The organism is Desulfoplanes sp. PS50, assembly GCF_053851535.1.
Window position 1 is genome coordinate 1 of record NZ_JBSPZA010000023.1, and the last position, 14,674, is coordinate 14,674.

The 14,674-nt window shown below is 54.6% G+C and carries 12 protein-coding genes, 2 pseudogenes and 1 riboswitch; of the genes and pseudogenes, 9 read left to right on the forward strand and 5 right to left on the reverse strand.

Going from position 1 to position 14,674, the window contains the following annotated elements:
- A pseudogene (locus ACTVJH_RS10790) lies at positions 1–527 on the forward strand (transposase); the annotation flags it as partial.
- Positions 528–1,066: 539 nt separating this feature from the next.
- Here ACTVJH_RS10790 and ACTVJH_RS10795 read toward each other — a convergent pair.
- The gene (locus ACTVJH_RS10795) at positions 1,067–1,906 is read right to left on the reverse strand and encodes a DUF4198 domain-containing protein (protein WP_455990313.1); all 840 of its coding nucleotides are present in this window, start codon (positions 1,904–1,906) and stop codon (positions 1,067–1,069) included.
- 207 nt (positions 1,907–2,113) lie between these two features.
- The gene (locus tag ACTVJH_RS10800; protein ID WP_455990316.1) at positions 2,114–2,428 is read right to left on the reverse strand and encodes an ABC transporter permease; all 315 of its coding nucleotides are present in this window, start codon (positions 2,426–2,428) and stop codon (positions 2,114–2,116) included.
- 135 nt (positions 2,429–2,563) lie between these two features.
- On the opposite strand from ACTVJH_RS10800, the gene ACTVJH_RS10805 reads away from it, so the two are divergent.
- Both ACTVJH_RS10805 and ACTVJH_RS10810 read left to right on the forward strand, forming a co-directional pair.
- Positions 2,564–2,839: an AbrB/MazE/SpoVT family DNA-binding domain-containing protein gene (locus tag ACTVJH_RS10805; RefSeq protein WP_455990319.1), complete on the forward strand. Its 276-nt coding sequence runs from the start codon at positions 2,564–2,566 to the stop codon at positions 2,837–2,839.
- Positions 2,817–3,146 (forward strand): type II toxin-antitoxin system PemK/MazF family toxin, encoded by a 330-nt coding sequence (locus tag ACTVJH_RS10810; protein ID WP_455990322.1) that lies wholly within the window; start codon positions 2,817–2,819, stop codon positions 3,144–3,146. The genes ACTVJH_RS10805 and ACTVJH_RS10810 overlap by 23 nt, the downstream gene beginning before the upstream one ends.
- Positions 3,147–3,383: 237 nt before the next feature.
- On the opposite strand, the pseudogene ACTVJH_RS10815 reads toward ACTVJH_RS10810, so the two are convergent.
- Positions 3,384–4,002: pseudogene (locus ACTVJH_RS10815) on the reverse strand (transposase); the annotation flags it as partial.
- Between the two features lie 367 nt (positions 4,003–4,369).
- Here ACTVJH_RS10815 and ACTVJH_RS10820 point away from each other — a divergent pair.
- The 4 genes from ACTVJH_RS10820 (at position 4,370) to ACTVJH_RS10835 (ending at position 9,523) form a co-directional block, all read left to right on the forward strand.
- Positions 4,370–5,464, forward strand: a complete 1,095-nt coding sequence (locus tag ACTVJH_RS10820; protein ID WP_455990325.1) for a FecCD family ABC transporter permease — start codon at positions 4,370–4,372, stop codon at positions 5,462–5,464.
- 188 nt (positions 5,465–5,652) lie between these two features.
- Positions 5,653–6,723, forward strand: coding sequence for an iron ABC transporter substrate-binding protein (locus ACTVJH_RS10825; RefSeq protein ID WP_455990328.1), 1,071 nt, complete (start codon positions 5,653–5,655; stop codon positions 6,721–6,723).
- A 49-nt stretch (positions 6,724–6,772) separates the two neighbouring features.
- Positions 6,773–7,381, forward strand: a complete 609-nt coding sequence (locus tag ACTVJH_RS10830; protein ID WP_455990331.1) for a class I SAM-dependent methyltransferase — start codon at positions 6,773–6,775, stop codon at positions 7,379–7,381.
- 195 nt (positions 7,382–7,576) lie between these two features.
- The gene (locus ACTVJH_RS10835; protein ID WP_455990335.1) at positions 7,577–9,523 is read left to right on the forward strand and encodes a TonB-dependent receptor; all 1,947 of its coding nucleotides are present in this window, start codon (positions 7,577–7,579) and stop codon (positions 9,521–9,523) included.
- Here the strand turns inward: ACTVJH_RS10835 and ACTVJH_RS10840 are convergent.
- Positions 9,520–9,750: a hypothetical protein gene (locus ACTVJH_RS10840; protein WP_455990338.1), complete on the reverse strand. Its 231-nt coding sequence runs from the start codon at positions 9,748–9,750 to the stop codon at positions 9,520–9,522. The two genes, ACTVJH_RS10835 and ACTVJH_RS10840, sit on opposite strands and share 4 nt — an antisense overlap.
- A gap of 248 nt (positions 9,751–9,998) precedes the next feature.
- Entirely contained in the window at positions 9,999–12,287 is a 2,289-nt protein-coding gene (gene metE, locus ACTVJH_RS10845; protein WP_455990341.1) for a 5-methyltetrahydropteroyltriglutamate--homocysteine S-methyltransferase, read from the reverse strand.
- Positions 12,288–12,381: 94 nt separating this feature from the next.
- Positions 12,382–12,532: riboswitch (cobalamin riboswitch) on the reverse strand.
- A gap of 415 nt (positions 12,533–12,947) precedes the next feature.
- Here metE and ACTVJH_RS10850 point away from each other — a divergent pair.
- Together ACTVJH_RS10850 and ACTVJH_RS10855 are read left to right on the forward strand one after the other, a co-directional pair.
- A complete protein-coding gene (locus ACTVJH_RS10850) occupies positions 12,948–13,619 on the forward strand; it encodes a DUF1007 family protein (protein WP_455990344.1) in 672 nt (223 codons plus the stop codon).
- Positions 13,616–14,551 carry a HoxN/HupN/NixA family nickel/cobalt transporter gene (locus ACTVJH_RS10855; RefSeq protein ID WP_455990347.1) on the forward strand — a complete coding sequence of 312 codons (936 nt, stop codon included), beginning with the start codon at positions 13,616–13,618 and terminating at the stop codon, positions 14,549–14,551. Before ACTVJH_RS10850 ends, ACTVJH_RS10855 begins: the two co-directional genes overlap by 4 nt.
- The last annotated feature ends 123 nt before the right edge of the window (positions 14,552–14,674 follow it).

Here is a 14,674-nt window from a genome sequence, read left to right on the forward strand (position 1 = left end):
AAATCCTGTCTAAAGATGATACTGCCGTGACCGATCGCGGTTACCAATGTCATCGGCTCTTTGACGAGTGGCAACGAGATGGCCAGCTGTTCATCTGCCGGATCAAGGCCAGCACCAAGAAGAAGATCCTTTCGCAAAATACTGTACCTGCCGAAAGCATTGTCTTTTTCGACGGCACCGTACTGCTGGGCACCCCCGGCATTAATCAAAGCCAGACCCCTTTGCGATTGGTCGGCTATGAGGTCGACAGGGTCAAATACTGGATCGCTACCAACCGCCATGATTTGACCGGTGAACAGATCGCCCAGGCTTACAAACTGCGCTGGAACATCGAAAATTTCTTCGCCTGGTGGAAAAGGCACTTGAAAGTCTACCACCTGATTGCACGCAGTGCCTACGGCTTGATGGTCCAGATCTTGGCAGGCCTGATCACCTATCTGTTGCTGGCCATTTATTGCCACAAGAACTACCAGGAAAAGGTCTCCATCCGCCGGGTCAGACAGTTGCGCACAGCCATTGAAAACGAGTTGCGTTCAATGCCGGATGATGATTTTGAAGAGTCAAATGTAAAAGATCAGAAATTACAATTTGTTGATGCAAAAACCTAACCGGAAATTACTGGGACGAAGTAGCACTCAGGGGAGATAAAATTCGATCAGGTGCATAGACCGCGTTTGCCCGGATTATCACCCAGAATTATATCTGGGCCATAGGCTTCAACCTTGCAGGCATCACCCTGGCCGCCACGGGAGTACTCACTCCATGGCTGGCGGCTCTGGTTCACCATGTGAGCTCGGTCCTCGTGGTGGCCAATTCCGCCCGGCTGGCCAGGGGGGGTGATTGACGTTTCGCGGTCACGGATCAAACATCCAGGGCGATTACAAAAGCTTGGGAGTCGGCTGTCGCTGGGGGTGGAGTGTTTTTTAGAGAAGATTGGAAAAGGCCCGTATCAGAAGATGATACGGGCCTTTGACGTGGCAGAGGGGACGTGGGTTTGTGTCTGGTGGTCGACGGATGCCGCATCTGTGGGCTTCACGGCCGGCTCCTGGCATCTGGCATGGAGGTGCTAATGCCCGTCATTTTCGGGGCGTTTTCTCTCGTTCGGAACCTCGAAAACCAGGGTCGTGGTCCGCTTTTCCTGAAGGTAATCCCTGGTATTCCCGTTAGTGGGCTCTGTCTTGGTGAAGAAGCGGACAAACCAGTGTCCGCAGACGTCGAGGGGAATCTCGATCTTCCCTCCCGTGCACTCCTGTCTCGGGATATACATGTCTTCAGCCTGGGTCGAGAATCCGCTGTAGGTCGCGTCCCAATATCCATCCCCCTTGTAGATTTTGCCGTCCTGAAAGACCGTGAGAACCAGGGTTTCCCCCTGCTTCAGGTTGCCGACGTTTTTGGACGGGACGAGTTCCAGGGGAAGGCCGACGCATGCGGGAAAGGGATCTGAAGGCGTGTCGCAGGTGACGTAGATCTTGGTCCACTGGCTGCTGCGCAGGCTGCCCTCGACGGAGAGCGCCTGATCCGCAATGGCGCTCATGGGTTTGATGGAGTGGCGTTTGCGGTTGTTTTTGTCGGTCCAGGTGGTGAAGAATCCCGGCGTGGTTTCGGCGGTCAGGACAAAGGTTCCGGGCATGTCGTATTCAATGACGTAGGAATGTAGGGATTTTTCGTCGCGCACCGCGATTTCTTGGATGCTTCCATCCGGTTTGATGACCCGGACAGCATGCAGTTTTTTGCCCCTGACGGCATCGTCTACAGGGATATGGTGGCCGTAACAGAAAAAGAGCGGTGATCCCTTGCCCTGGTAGACGTGATATCGTCCGGACTGGATGTAGAGGGAGTGGGCAAGGACTCCCGAAGGCAGAAGAATCAAGAGCGTGAGCAGGGCCGTAAGGATTTTTTTGAGCATGAGTATGTCCTTGGACGAGGGTTGGTGAAATGCAATTCGCTGTCTCTTGCCTGCTGAACTCGTGTCGGGCAGAGGCTATATGCAATGGGCGACAGCGGATTGTCAGAGCCGGATAGTTAATGATGTTGAACATAGAATAGGGTGTTTATCTCTATTAGGCAAGGCTAAAAGCGAGACTCAGGCCTCATTCTCTTAGCCCCCCAGCCGTCAGGCGATCCAGCTCTTTTTGATGTTTGCAATACTCAGCCAGAACAGGACGAGGCAGAAAAGGCTGAGGATGCCCAGATCCACGAAAAACGGAAGAATGTGTTTGCCGTGGATGGCCCCGTGGAGCATGTCAGCCCCGTAGGTCAGAGGAAGCGCGAAGGAAAGGGGCTTGAGCAGGAAGGGCAGGTTGTGGATGGGGAAAAAGAGTCCGCACAGAAACATCATGGGGAAACGGAAGAAATTGGAGAAGGTCTGGGCCTCGAAGATCTCGTTGACCGCCACGGCGATGAACAGGCCCAGGAAGGTGGAGGCCACGGCGTTGTGAGGTCAACCTCGTATGGCCATCGAGAGAATGGGGAGTGCATCGGAAAGAGTTTGGAGGCAGTGGTTGACGGTATGGCTGTACGTAATTACTGTATTTACATATAGCCATCAACGGGAGGTTTGATTATGGATAAGCAAACACGAGGCAAAGTCGTCAAATTGGTTCCCATAGGCAATTCCAAGGGGATACGTATCCCCAAACCGCTTTTGCAGAAATATGGGATGTCCGGCAGTCTGTTGCTGGAGGAAACATCCGACGGGTTGCTCTTGCGGCGCGATAAGCAAGAGCGGCTTTCCTGGAAAGAAACGTACCAGGCCATGGCCGTGGCAAGGGAGGATTGGGGGTATTTCGAGGAAACCGTGGCGGATGGGTTGGAAGATGAAGAAAGTAACTCGGTATGACATTTTTTTTGCCGATCTGAATCCGACACAAGGGTGCGAGATCAACAAGATCCGGCCCGTGGTCGTGGTAAGTCAGAACGAGATGAACCGCTATTTGGAGACCATTGTGGTTTGTCCGCTCACGTCGGCCCTTCATCCCGGATGGCGAACGCGTATTCAGATCGAGTGCGCGGGAAAACCAGCTGAGATCGCCGTTGATCAGATTCGGACCATCAGCAAACGCCGGTTGAAGAAAAGGATCGGCGAACTCTCGGAAATCGAGGCGGCTATCCTGCGCAGGTTGATTACCGAGATGTACGGGGAGTGAGTCCGTTGGATATGTTTGATTTTTAGCTGAAGTCCGGGGCTCAACGAGGCCATGGATTATGTTTCGTGTCCCCTTAGCATGTTGAACACCAGGGCCGTGGAGGAGACGGTTCGTGAAGACGGGAAAACGGTTACCATCATGCCACTGTGGAAGTGGTTATTGACTGCAGAGGGCGGCTGACATCCCGCGATGAAGCTGGTTCAGTGCAGCGTATCCCTCAGTTTTCAGAGTCATCTCTCAACCAGTGCGGAGCCTTTTCATGGAATAGACTCCTTTGGCCCCTGCCAGACAAGTGAATTTCCGTTTATCCTTTGACTGGAGCAGGTGTTTGACCTGATCAAAGACCTCCTGCACGAATTCCTTTGAATCCAATATGCCGGCATCGCTGAAGTATCGGGTTCGGTAGCAGAACAGTTCGAACCGTTTGAGTTCGAAATTCTTCTTTCTCTCCTTTTTCACGATTTTCGGATCCACGGGCTTGCCCTTGCCCGTGTCCACCGCACCGGTTTCATAGACGAACTGTCAGTATTTTCGCATGATCTCGGATGGTTCGTACTCGCCCCATTCTTTCATCCCGAAATCCACGGACAGCAACCCGTCCTTGTTGCCTGTGCTGGACATGGTAGCCTAGGGAACTCCATTTATATACCTCCGGTCGTTTCTCAATCCCCGCACGAACAGGATTCAAGTCCAGGTAGTCCGGCAGGTTGACCAGAGAACATTCGTTCTGGACAATCAAAAATTTGAATCGATCCCCCCAGAAATATCCCTTTCTGCCATGGCGCTTGTTGTAGTAGCGCGTGAATCCCTGTTTGATATCTTTGACGAATCCAGCCAAAGAGGCCCACCGCTCCCTAAATTTGAAATGGTCTGATCGCTTATCAGCCCGTCGGTCGGAACATGTCATCTCTGGATAGTCTGGTGTTGCAGATCAGGGCTTCGCCCCTGTGGTCTTCGCTGTTTTCCTGCCTGCAGGTTTTGTGTCCGGCCATCGGATTTTTTGTTTGATTACATGAAATCTGATACATTTTTGTGGTGTATTAATATGATAAAAATATTTTTTGTTTACATACTTTTGTTATTTAAGTATCACGCATAGAGTAATTTTTTGAGGGGAGTAATGGTTGGCTCCGGGCGCTTCAGGTGCGGTCGGATTACGTTCGGTTTTAGGGGCGGCCCTGCAGATGTCCTCGTGAGGTATTCTATTGCCTATGTGTATCAAAATGAATGAACATGATTCCCCTGCTGTGGTCTGCGCCTACATCAAAAGCAGGCGACAGGGGATTTTTCTTTTCTACGCACTCCTCCTCTGTCTGTGCGCTCTGGTCGTTGTCGCCGTCAGGTTGGGATCGTATGACATGAGTGTCAAAACCGTTGTCGAGAACCTGCTCCACATGGGCGAAGGTCCCGAAAGCGTGGTGGTCTGGAACATACGCATGCCTCGGATCGTGGCCGGCATCGTGGCCGGATCCGGGTTGGGACTTGCCGGCCTGGGTACGCAGAGTCTGCTCAGGAATCCCCTGGCCTCGCCCTTTACCCTTGGAGTAAGTCAGGGCGCCGGATTCGGCGCGGCCTGTGCCATCGTCGGCATGGGTGCATGGAGCACGGATACGGGATTCGTGGCCGATCAGCTGTTCTCCGTGCTTGCGGTTTTCGGCATATCCAGGATGTATGTGGTCACCTTTTTCGCTTTCATCGGTGCCATGGCGGCAACCCTGATCATCCTGGCCTTGTCCCGCTCCAAAAAAATGTCTCCCCGATCCGTCATCCTTGCAGGTGTCGCCCTGGCCTCCCTGTTCACTTCAGGGACCATTCTGGTCCAGTATCTCGCCTCGGAAACCGAAGTCGCTTCCGTGGTCTTCTGGACCTTCGGCGATGTGGCCCGTTCAGGGTGGTCGGAGATCGGGGGTCTTGCCGTGGCTCTTGTGGGGAGTGTGATGTTTTATCTTCATAAGCGGTGGGAGCTCAACGCGCTTCTGGCCGGGGACGACGTGGCCACGAGCCTGGGAGTGAACGTCGAGAGACTTCGCATGACCGGGCTCTTGCTCGCCAGTGTGCTGGCCGCACTGGTGACGGCGTTTCACGGGGTGATCGCCTTTCTGGGGCTTCTCGCCCCGCATATCGCCCGTTTGCTTGCGGGCTCCGACCATAGGATACTCATTCCTTTTTCCTGTCTTGTGGGGGCATTGTGTCTTGTGGCCGCAGACACGTTGGGCAGAGTGGTCGTGGGATCGGGTTCGCTTCCAGTGGGGGTGTTGACCTCTTTTCTGGGAGCCCCCCTTTTTCTCATGCTTCTGGTCCGCTCGGGAGATGGCTGAATCTTCAACCACAACTATCTTGGAAACGTCCGCTTGGGTGACTGATTGAAAGAGAATTCTTTGTTTACCAGCTTATGAGCTCGCAAGCTGGTAGCCACAAAAATGGAATATCTAACGCTTGTAACAAGCTGCTTGCATGTTGGATTTTACTTAGAATGATTACTGCAGAGAGGTTTGAAGTGAAAAACGTGAGTTGGTTGCCGCCCCTGTTGCTTGTCTGCCTGGTTGTGGTTTCCGATTGTTTTGCCGGAGAGATCACTGTGCGGGACCTTGCGGGTAGGATGGTCACCATTGAGAAGACTCCCGAAAGAATCGTCTGTGTCGCTCCGGGCTCATTACGTTTGATCGCTTATTTGCAGGCCCTGGATCGTGTGGTCGGGGTCGAGGAGATAGAAAAACGATTCCCCAAGGCGAGACCTTACTGGATGGCCAATCCGCAACTCGCCAAACTCCCGATCATCGGTCCCGGAGGGGTGTCTTCCATCAATCGCAGACCCGATCTGGAGTCTATTCTTTCGGTGTCACCGGATCTCATTTTCATATCCTACATGCAGCCCGACAAGGCCGATGAGCTTTCCCGGCAACTGTCCATTCCGGTTGTGGTTCTTTCCTATGGTGATTTCGGGTCCTTTGACGAACGTCTGTATGTTTCCCTGGAGGTTGCGGGAAAGATTCTTCGCAAGGACGATCGGGCCCGAGCTGTTGTGGACTACATCCGGACCTCGGCCAGGGATCTCGCATCGAGGGTTTCCGGGATCCCCGAAGCCGACAAGCCTCGAACCTATATCGGGGGAATCGGATGGAAAGGAGGACACGGGCTGGAGAGCACGGACGCCGGGTACCAGCCTTTTGCCTGGGTCAAGGCGAACAATGTGGCCGCGGTACCGGGCAAGCAATCTCATTATTTCATCGACAGGGAAAAACTGCTGGCCTTGAATCCTGAGGTGATTTTCCTGGACGGTGGGGGGAGCGTGATCATCAGGGAGGATTACACGAAACATCCGCGCTTTTACGACCAGCTCGATGCCTTTAAGAGGGGAAACGTTTTTTCTCTGTATCCCTTTAACTGGTACATGACGAATATCGGAACGGTCATAGCGGATGCCTATGCCGTGGGAAAGATCCTCTATCCGCAGCGGTTCGAGGATGTGGCCATCCCGGAACAATCCGATGCCATCTATGATTTTCTATTGGGTAAACCTCTCTACGGGGCCCTGCGTTCCGCAAACGGTGTCCTGGGCAGGCGGATACATTTTTAAAGGAGCTGTGGCAGGTCCGGCCAGGTATGTGAAAACAAGGAGCGCGATTATGTACGAGCAAAAGGCTGCGTTTTTCGATGGTCAGGTGACGGCATCCTGGGCCGCTGACGAGTATGGTCCGGAAGAGTGGACTAAGCTGAGGGATCTGTTTGCCGGGATGCCTGATCTGAAGGGATGTCGGGTCCTCGAGCCAGGATGCGGAACCGGTCGGTTGACGGAGATTCTGGCCGACAGGGTGGGTGAGCAGGGCAGGGTTATCGCTCTGGATGTGAGTTCTGCAATGGTCGATGCGGCCACGAAGCGGATTCAGGGACGTCTCAACGCAACGGTCCACCTCGGCGCGGTCGAATCCTTTCCCTTTGATGGCGAACTTTTCGACTGCGTTTTTTGCCATCAGGTCTTTCCGCACATCGATGAGAAGCAGACAGCCCTGGCCCGGTTCGCAGCCATGCTCGCTCCGGGGGGAAGGGTGATCGTCTCCCATTTCATCGGTTTTGACGAAATAAACGATGTCCACAGAAAGGCCGGTTCCGCTGTGGCCGACGATCTCATGCCCGACGAAGCCGACATGAGGAAGCTTTTCCAGGAGGCGGGATTGAACGTCACGTCCATAGAGGACCGTGAATCCCGGTACTTTTTGTCCGCAATCAAAAAATGATCGCGGTCTGGAGTGCTATGGCCATGAGTGACGACAGGAATGGGGGAGATCCCGCTTTTTTGAAATTTGCAGGGTGTTGAACTGGCTGAGGCAGGGAAGGGCAGCCCTCTGTGGCAGGAGTAACGGCCGCCCTTCCGGTGGTAAACCCTCGCATAGGCGAGAGTATGGCCCCAGTATGGGGTAGAAGGAGACAGTATGTCCAGAATGAATGTTAGGATGATTGTTTGGGGTGTCCTGTTGTGCGTTTTGCCCGGGTTTGCCTGGGCAGGGCAGGACGGGGACGCCGTGGTCCTCGATCCGGTCGTTGTCACGGCTACACCGGTTATCGAAGGCAACGAACTCGACGCGTATGCGAGTCAGAAAACCGTTGTTTCGGAAACGCAGATACAGGATCTCAACGCCCAGGATATCGAGACCGCTCTCAGGGCGACTCCCGGGGTCAGTATCTCACGATACAACAAAGTAGGCTCTTTTGGCGGGGGAGATGGCGGCGGCATCTTTATTCGGGGTATGGGATCGAGTCGCCCCGGTTCGGAGATCAAGACAATGATCGACGGAGTACCCATGTACATGGGGATCTGGAACCACCCGTTGCTGGATCTTCTGCCTATCGACCCCGCCTCTTCCATCGAGGTCTACAAGAGTCCCCAACCCCAGTATTTCGGTAACGCCTTTGCCGTGCTCAACATTGTTCCCAAGAAAAAAAAGGACGAGGGCTACGTGACCAAGGCCGGAGTTTCCGGCGGGAGTTATGAAACTTTTGTGGGCACGGCCGAGCATGGGGGCAAGGTGGGGAGGTTTGATTACTATCTGGGCGGGGGATACAGAACATCCGAGGGCCATCGCGAGGATGCCGACGGAGAACTCCAGAATCTGTATGGCCGTCTGGGGTACGAACTGACCGATAACTGGGATGTTTCCCTGTTTTCACTTGGAAGCGACAACTGGGCGAAAGATCCCGGGGCGGAAGATGCCTCGTCTGCGGACAAGGAGGGGAAATATAAGACCAAGGCCTGGCTGGCAGCGTTGACCCTGGACAACACGTACGACAATACCGACGGGTATGTGAAGCACTATAGGAGCTCCGGCGAGGGTGACTGGCTCAATGATCCCCTTGGAGGCGGTCTTTTCGAAGACGCGTATTACCATTTCCTGTTTTACGGGGTAAAGGCCGCTCAGACCATTCATTTGCCTGCCGGTCTGGATCTTCTGGCGGGCGTGGACTGGGATTATACCGAAGGGTGGTCCGATACGGATTATAGTGATGGCAGTTCGGATTCCTGGGACAAACATCATTTCGATCTTCTTTCCCCGTATGCGGCGCTGAACTGGACCATCGGTTCCCGGGATGGCTGGTACGCCGTTCCTTCTGCCGGAGTCAGATACTACGAGCATAGTGTGTACGATTCCGAGACAGCCCCTCATGCCGGCCTGATCGTCGGATACAGGGATACCGAGATGCATGTGGGCTATTCCAAAGGTGTCGTCTATCCGGGTCTCGAAGTCGTGTATATGTCCCAGAAGGTGATCCCCATGCTCAAGGATTCGTGGAAAGATCTCGATGCCGAGACCACGAACCATTACGAGGCCGGTGTCAGGCAGAAAATCGGGGACATTGCCCTTGTGGAGTGTACATTTTTTTATGATGACGGACATGACCGTTACGCCATTGTTCCTCCGCCGCCCCCGCCACCGACATATTCCAATATCGAGGACTTCACCATCAAGGGCATCGAGGCCTCGGTCAGTCTGAATCCCCTCAGGGATCTTTCTCTGTTTGCGGGATTGACCTATCTTGATACGGACCCGTCGGATCTCCCGTATGCGCCACATACTACGGTAAACGGGGGCCTGGTTTATTGTTTTCTGGATGGATTTCGGCTGAGTGTCGACGGTTCGTGGATGTCCGAGATGTACGTGCATTCTCAGGTGCGAAAAAAGGGAGCTGTCAACTCTGATGAGGTCGATTCCTATTTTCTGGCCAATACCAAGTTGAGTTATACCTTCACTCCCGAATCACAAGGGTATGAAGCCACCGTATACGTGGCAGGAGAGAATATCACCGACGAGGACTATGAATACCTGCCCGGATATCCCATGCCCGGGATCAACTTTATGCTCGGTGCGAGCATTACGTTCTAGCTGGAAGGTATCCGGCCTGTCTTGATCATGTCCGATGCGGGGGATAGTTCCCCGTTCAGCAGGCAAAAAATCCCCGAGCCTTTTGGGCTCGGGGATTTTTTGCCTTCAGTCTGTTCGACTTCATCGATCTTATCGGGCTTGAGATAACGTTCTGCGTATGTCTTGTAGATTCCCGAATCCAGAACCAGGCGGAATACGTCGGCATCGAGGTGTTGATCCTTGACCATTAAGCCGAGTATGCGCGCGGCCTCGCTGAGTTTTTTGACGTTTCATGATGAGTCACGGCATATTCGGGAATCCTGGCCATTTTACTGGGATAGGGCAGGGTTGTGAGCATGTGGATGGTCGGACCAAAACGATGGAATTTTCTGGGCAAACATATGGTCCGTCCGGCAAGATGCTGTGCACAATCGCAGCAAGGCCCGCGTCCATTTCCGGGACACGGGCCTTGCTTTCATGATTCTATGGGCGTCTCTTATGACGCCGCTCGTTCCAGTTCTCCTCGTACAGTCCGGGCCGCACGAACCATGTTGGTCAGGGAGGGTTCGACCTCGGTCCAGTTTCTGGTCTTGAGGCCGCAATCGGGGTTGACCCAGAGCCGTTCTCTCGGGATGACCCGTAGGGCTCTGCGCAGGAGGTCGGTCATCTCTTCTTCGGACGGAATGCGGGGGGAATGGATGTCGTAGACCCCGGGGCCAATTTCCTGGGGGTAGGCCTGGTTTTCAAAGGCCGAAAGCAGGGTCATCCGGCTGCGGCTGGCCTCGATGCTGATCACGTCGGCGTCCATGGCTGCGATCCAGGTAAGGATGTCCTCAAATTCGCAATAGCACATGTGGGTGTGGATCTGGGTTTCGTCCTTCACCCCGCAGGTGGCCAGTCTGAAGGACTCGACCATGGTTTCCAGGTAGTCGTTCCATGCGGTCTTTTTTAGAGGGAGGCGTTCGCGCAGGGCGGGTTCGTCGATCTGGATGATGGAGATGGACGCCTTTTCCAGATCCCTGACCTCATCGCGGATAGCCAGTGCGATCTGGCGGCACGTGATTTCCCTGGGCTGGTCGTCACGCACGAAGCTCCAGCAGAGCATGGTCACCGGTCCGGTGAGCATGCCTTTCATGGGGCGTTCGGTCTTGGACTGGGCATAGGTTGTCCATGAGACGGTCATGGGACGTGGACGCCATACGTCACCATAAATAATCGGCGGTTTGACGCATCTTGAGCCGTAACTCTGCACCCATCCGTGCTTGGTGAAGGCGAATCCTTCCAACTGTTCACCGAAATATTCCACCATGTCGTTGCGTTCGGCCTCGCCATGGACAAGCACGTCCAGGCCGATGGTTTCCTGGCGTTTGACCGTGTCGGCAATGTGGCTGCGCATGATCGCCTTGTACCCCTCTTCCGATAACTTGCCGGTCTTGAATTGCCTGCGCGCTTCCCTGATGTCTGCGGTCTGGGGGAAGGAGCCGATGGTCGTGGTGGGCAGCAGGGGAAGGCCGAGGCCGGCGCGCTGGATCTTTGCCCGTTCGGAATAGCTCAAGGCGCGCAGGGTCATGGCCGGAGTCAGCTGTTTTAGTCGTTGCTTTACAGCGGTGCTGACCACCAGATGGCTTGTCTTTCTGGCATCGAGGATGGTTCGGGTTTCGGCCAGTTCGGGCTCGACATCCTCATTCCGAGCGGCCCTGGCCAGGACCTCCAGTTCCCGGCATTTCTGTTTGGCAAAGGCGAGCCAGAACTTGATTTCCGGGTCGAGTTCGGTCTCCAGGTCCAGATCCAGGGGGACGTGGAGCAGGGAGCAGGAGGGCGCGAGCATCAGACGGTCATCGGGCAGTGCGGCGTGGGCTTTTTTGATCATTTCGAGGCAGGTGTCCAGGTCGCCACGCCAGATGTTGCGCCCGTTCACCACTCCCAGGGAAAGGATTTTGTCCTCAGGGAGGGTTGCGAGAGCTCTTTTTAGCTGTGACGGTGCCCGGACCAGATCCAGATGCACCCCGGCCACGGGCAGGGAGAGAACCGTTTGCAGGGATTCGCCCAGATCACCGAAATACGTCGTCAGGATGATCTTTGCCGGGGAGGCAGCCTGAACCAGTGTTCTATAAACATCGCCGAGTCGTTCCAGAATGCGGGGGTTCACGTCGGTCACCAGAATGGGTTCGTCGATCTGTATCCAATCGCATTCCTGAGACAGGGTCTCCACGAGACGGACGTACACAGGGACGATCTCCTCCAGCAGTTTCCAGCGGTCGAAACCCCGAACCGTGGATTTGCCGAGCCCGAGAAAGGTAAACGGACCCGTGATCACGGCCTTGGCCCTGAAGCCGGCCTTTCCGGCCTCGCGAACCTGATGAATCAGCCTGTCGCAGGAAAGGGAGAAGGTTTGATCCGGGGTGAATTCCGGGACCAGATAGTGATAGTTGGTGTCGAACCATTTGGTCATTTCCATGGCCGTTACCGGAGCGGTTCCGCCCCGTCCCCGGGCCATGGCAAAATAGGTATTCGTGTCCAAGGGCGCTGGTGCGGGACCATATCGTTCCGGAACGGCCCCCAGGGTGACGCACATGTCGAGGATGTGATCGTACAGGGAAAAATCTCCCACCGGAATCAGATCCACGCCGTTTTCGACCTGCATCTGCCAATGGCGCAATCGCAGGGCAGCGCTCCTCGCCCTTAGTTCTTGTTCAGTAATATCCGCTTTCCAATAGCTTTCGACCGCTTTCTTGAGTTCGCGGTTCGCCCCCATGCGAGGGAATCCCAATGTGTGTGTGAGCATGTCTGATAACTCCTTGATTACATGTGTGCGTCCCGGACTGACCGGGCCGCACTGCGGTCACCTTTGACGCGAGGTGGGCAGGCGCTTGCGAGACGTCTTCCGGCTTCCGGTCTGATGAAATCAGATATATATCCCGACATGCACGGGTGTCGCACAACCTTCCCGAGGCACTGGGAACCTCAGTGATTGCGGACGGGATCGACCGGTCACGGCAGCGCGTCTGCTACGGATTTTCACCGTCTTCCGTTTCTCGCTGCGCATCAAACAATATAGTGTGGTTTGGTTTCCTCCTGGGAAAGAGATTGAAGCATACTTGTTTGTATAACTATATAAAGATATATTGATATTTAGACGTTGACAAATTGTCAAGCGACGTTTGTAGGAATCAATCACGGGGAAAATTTGATATTTTAGGCATTCTGGATGAGAGTAAGCCTGTCTTGGGATCAACCATTGACCTCATGGTTGATCCCGGGCAAATTTTTCGTCCTGAATGATTGGGTGGCACGGGCTGTTTCGATCGGTCGTGGGGATATCGTCAGTGTGCGCAACCGTTTATCCGCCCATCCGGTATCCGTAGAAACAAGGCATGCCTTGTTTCTCTAACAGAACCACAACACGTTAATACATTGGCGTATTTTCTTAGGATGTGTCTGCTTCATGAGAATGTTCTATTGGTTGTTCGCCTGCCTGTCTCTTTTGAAAATCACTGTTGGTCCGGGCTTGAAGAGCAGGCGCTGCAATGTCTTTCTGCCGGTTCTGATTTGTCTGGTCCTGCTGATGCCGTGTTCGGTATCAGCCCATCCCCATGTGTATGTGGAGGCACGGATTGACGTGGTTTTTGACGATAATGGTCTAGCCGGATTCAAGGTCGCTTGGGTCTTTGACGAGATGTTCAGCAACATGATCGCCTATGATTTCGATACAAACGGCAATCACTGTTTCGAGCCGGAGGAGGTGGAAGGGGTCAGGAATGGGGCCTTTTCCAATCTTCGGGAATTCGGGTATTTCACCCGCATACGCATCGGGGGCGATCCCTTTGTTGTGGAGTTTGTGAAGGATTTTTCCGCCACTCTTCGTGACGGGGTCATGACCTATATCTTCTTCGTCCCTTGTCATGTGCGGGCTGCGGCCACTGTCAAGGAGATCAGGTTTTCCATGTACGATGACACGTATTACACGGACATAGCCCTCGCCCGGGACCCGGTGAAGGTGAACGCTGCAAAACAATTCGAGGTCGGTTGGGACATCGAGGATAATCCGGCCGACGCCTTTTATTACGGTCAGATCTATCCCGAAGACATCATCATCACATTCAAGGAACGCCAATGACCAGATTTTTACTAGCGACTTCACTTTTCATGCTGCTTGCCGGTACTGCTGTCCCGTCAGCTGCGGGCAACCCCTTTCAGGGAGGAGGACCTGCTGTGCGCGAATCCGGGGACAGACCGATCCCTGCGGGGTTGTTCGTCCGCATCGCCGCATACCAGCAGGAACTCAGACAGCGACTCGGGGGGCTGATCCGCGAGGCCCGTCAGGGGACATCCTGGCGTCCTCTGGCCCTCATTCTTTTTTTCGCCTTTCTCTACGGGGTCGTGCATGCGGCCGGGCCTGGTCATGGCAAGGCCGTTGCCATGACCTATATTCTGTCCCAAAACGCTTCCATTGGCGGGGGTATCCTCTTCGGGGTGTCCATCGCCCTGATCCACGGGTTTTCAGGGGCGCTCTGCGTGCTGGCCCTTCATTACGTCCTCGAACAAAGCGTCACAGGAACCCTGGCCTCCGTGACCACCACGACCCAACTGGTCAGCTTCGGCCTGATCACCCTGCTCGGGGCGTGGATCACATTTTCGCATCTGCGGGAATGGTTCCGGCCGGTTGCATCCGGAGGTTCTGTTCGGGAAGGTGGAACGGGAAATACGAGGATTCTTCCCTGGGCCCTGTCCGTGGGCATGGTGCCCTGTCCGTGGGCATGGTGCCCTGTCCCGGTGTTGTCATGGTCATGCTTTTCTGCCTCTCCATGGGGGTGTTCTCCTTGGGACTCATGGCGGCAGCCGCCATCTCCCTGGGCATGGCCCTCACGGTTTCTTTGGTCGTTGTCTGCGTGGTTCTTGGGCGCAAGGCGTGCATGGGGAGGTTGTCGGCAGAAAGGGCACAGCGGTTGGAACAGATCCTGGGGATCGTCTCCGGCCTGGTCGTTGCGGTCTTGGGGTATGTCTTTTTCCGAGCGGCGATGGTGTAAAAAAGTGCGCAGTACGCAGTAACAGCATGATCCTTGAAAGGGATGTACGGCATGCTCAAGGACAATGGAAGTTTCGGCCTCTGTCCGTGCATTCTGTCCTGAACTTTTTTGATGATGCCGCGCAGGCTCTGCGCAAAACCCGCCT

Bases quoted from the DNA above. Each gene is read 5' to 3' on its own strand.
- ACTVJH_RS10795 (WP_455990313.1), bottom strand. From the start codon at position 1,906: ATGCTCAAAAAAATCCTTACGGCCCTGCTCACGCTCTTGATTCTTCTG.
- ACTVJH_RS10805 (WP_455990319.1), top strand. From the start codon at position 2,564: ATGGATAAGCAAACACGAGGCAAAGTCGTCAAATTGGTTCCCATAGGC.
- ACTVJH_RS10810 (WP_455990322.1), top strand. From the start codon at position 2,817: ATGAAGAAAGTAACTCGGTATGACATTTTTTTTGCCGATCTGAATCCG.
- ACTVJH_RS10820 (WP_455990325.1), top strand. From the start codon at position 4,370: ATGAATGAACATGATTCCCCTGCTGTGGTCTGCGCCTACATCAAAAGC.
- ACTVJH_RS10830 (WP_455990331.1), top strand. From the start codon at position 6,773: ATGTACGAGCAAAAGGCTGCGTTTTTCGATGGTCAGGTGACGGCATCC.
- ACTVJH_RS10835 (WP_455990335.1), top strand. From the start codon at position 7,577: ATGTCCAGAATGAATGTTAGGATGATTGTTTGGGGTGTCCTGTTGTGC.
- ACTVJH_RS10840 (WP_455990338.1), bottom strand. From the start codon at position 9,750: ATGGTCAAGGATCAACACCTCGATGCCGACGTATTCCGCCTGGTTCTG.
- metE (WP_455990341.1), bottom strand. From the start codon at position 12,287: ATGCTCACACACACATTGGGATTCCCTCGCATGGGGGCGAACCGCGAA.
- ACTVJH_RS10850 (WP_455990344.1), top strand. From the start codon at position 12,948: ATGAGAATGTTCTATTGGTTGTTCGCCTGCCTGTCTCTTTTGAAAATC.
- ACTVJH_RS10855 (WP_455990347.1), top strand. From the start codon at position 13,616: ATGACCAGATTTTTACTAGCGACTTCACTTTTCATGCTGCTTGCCGGT.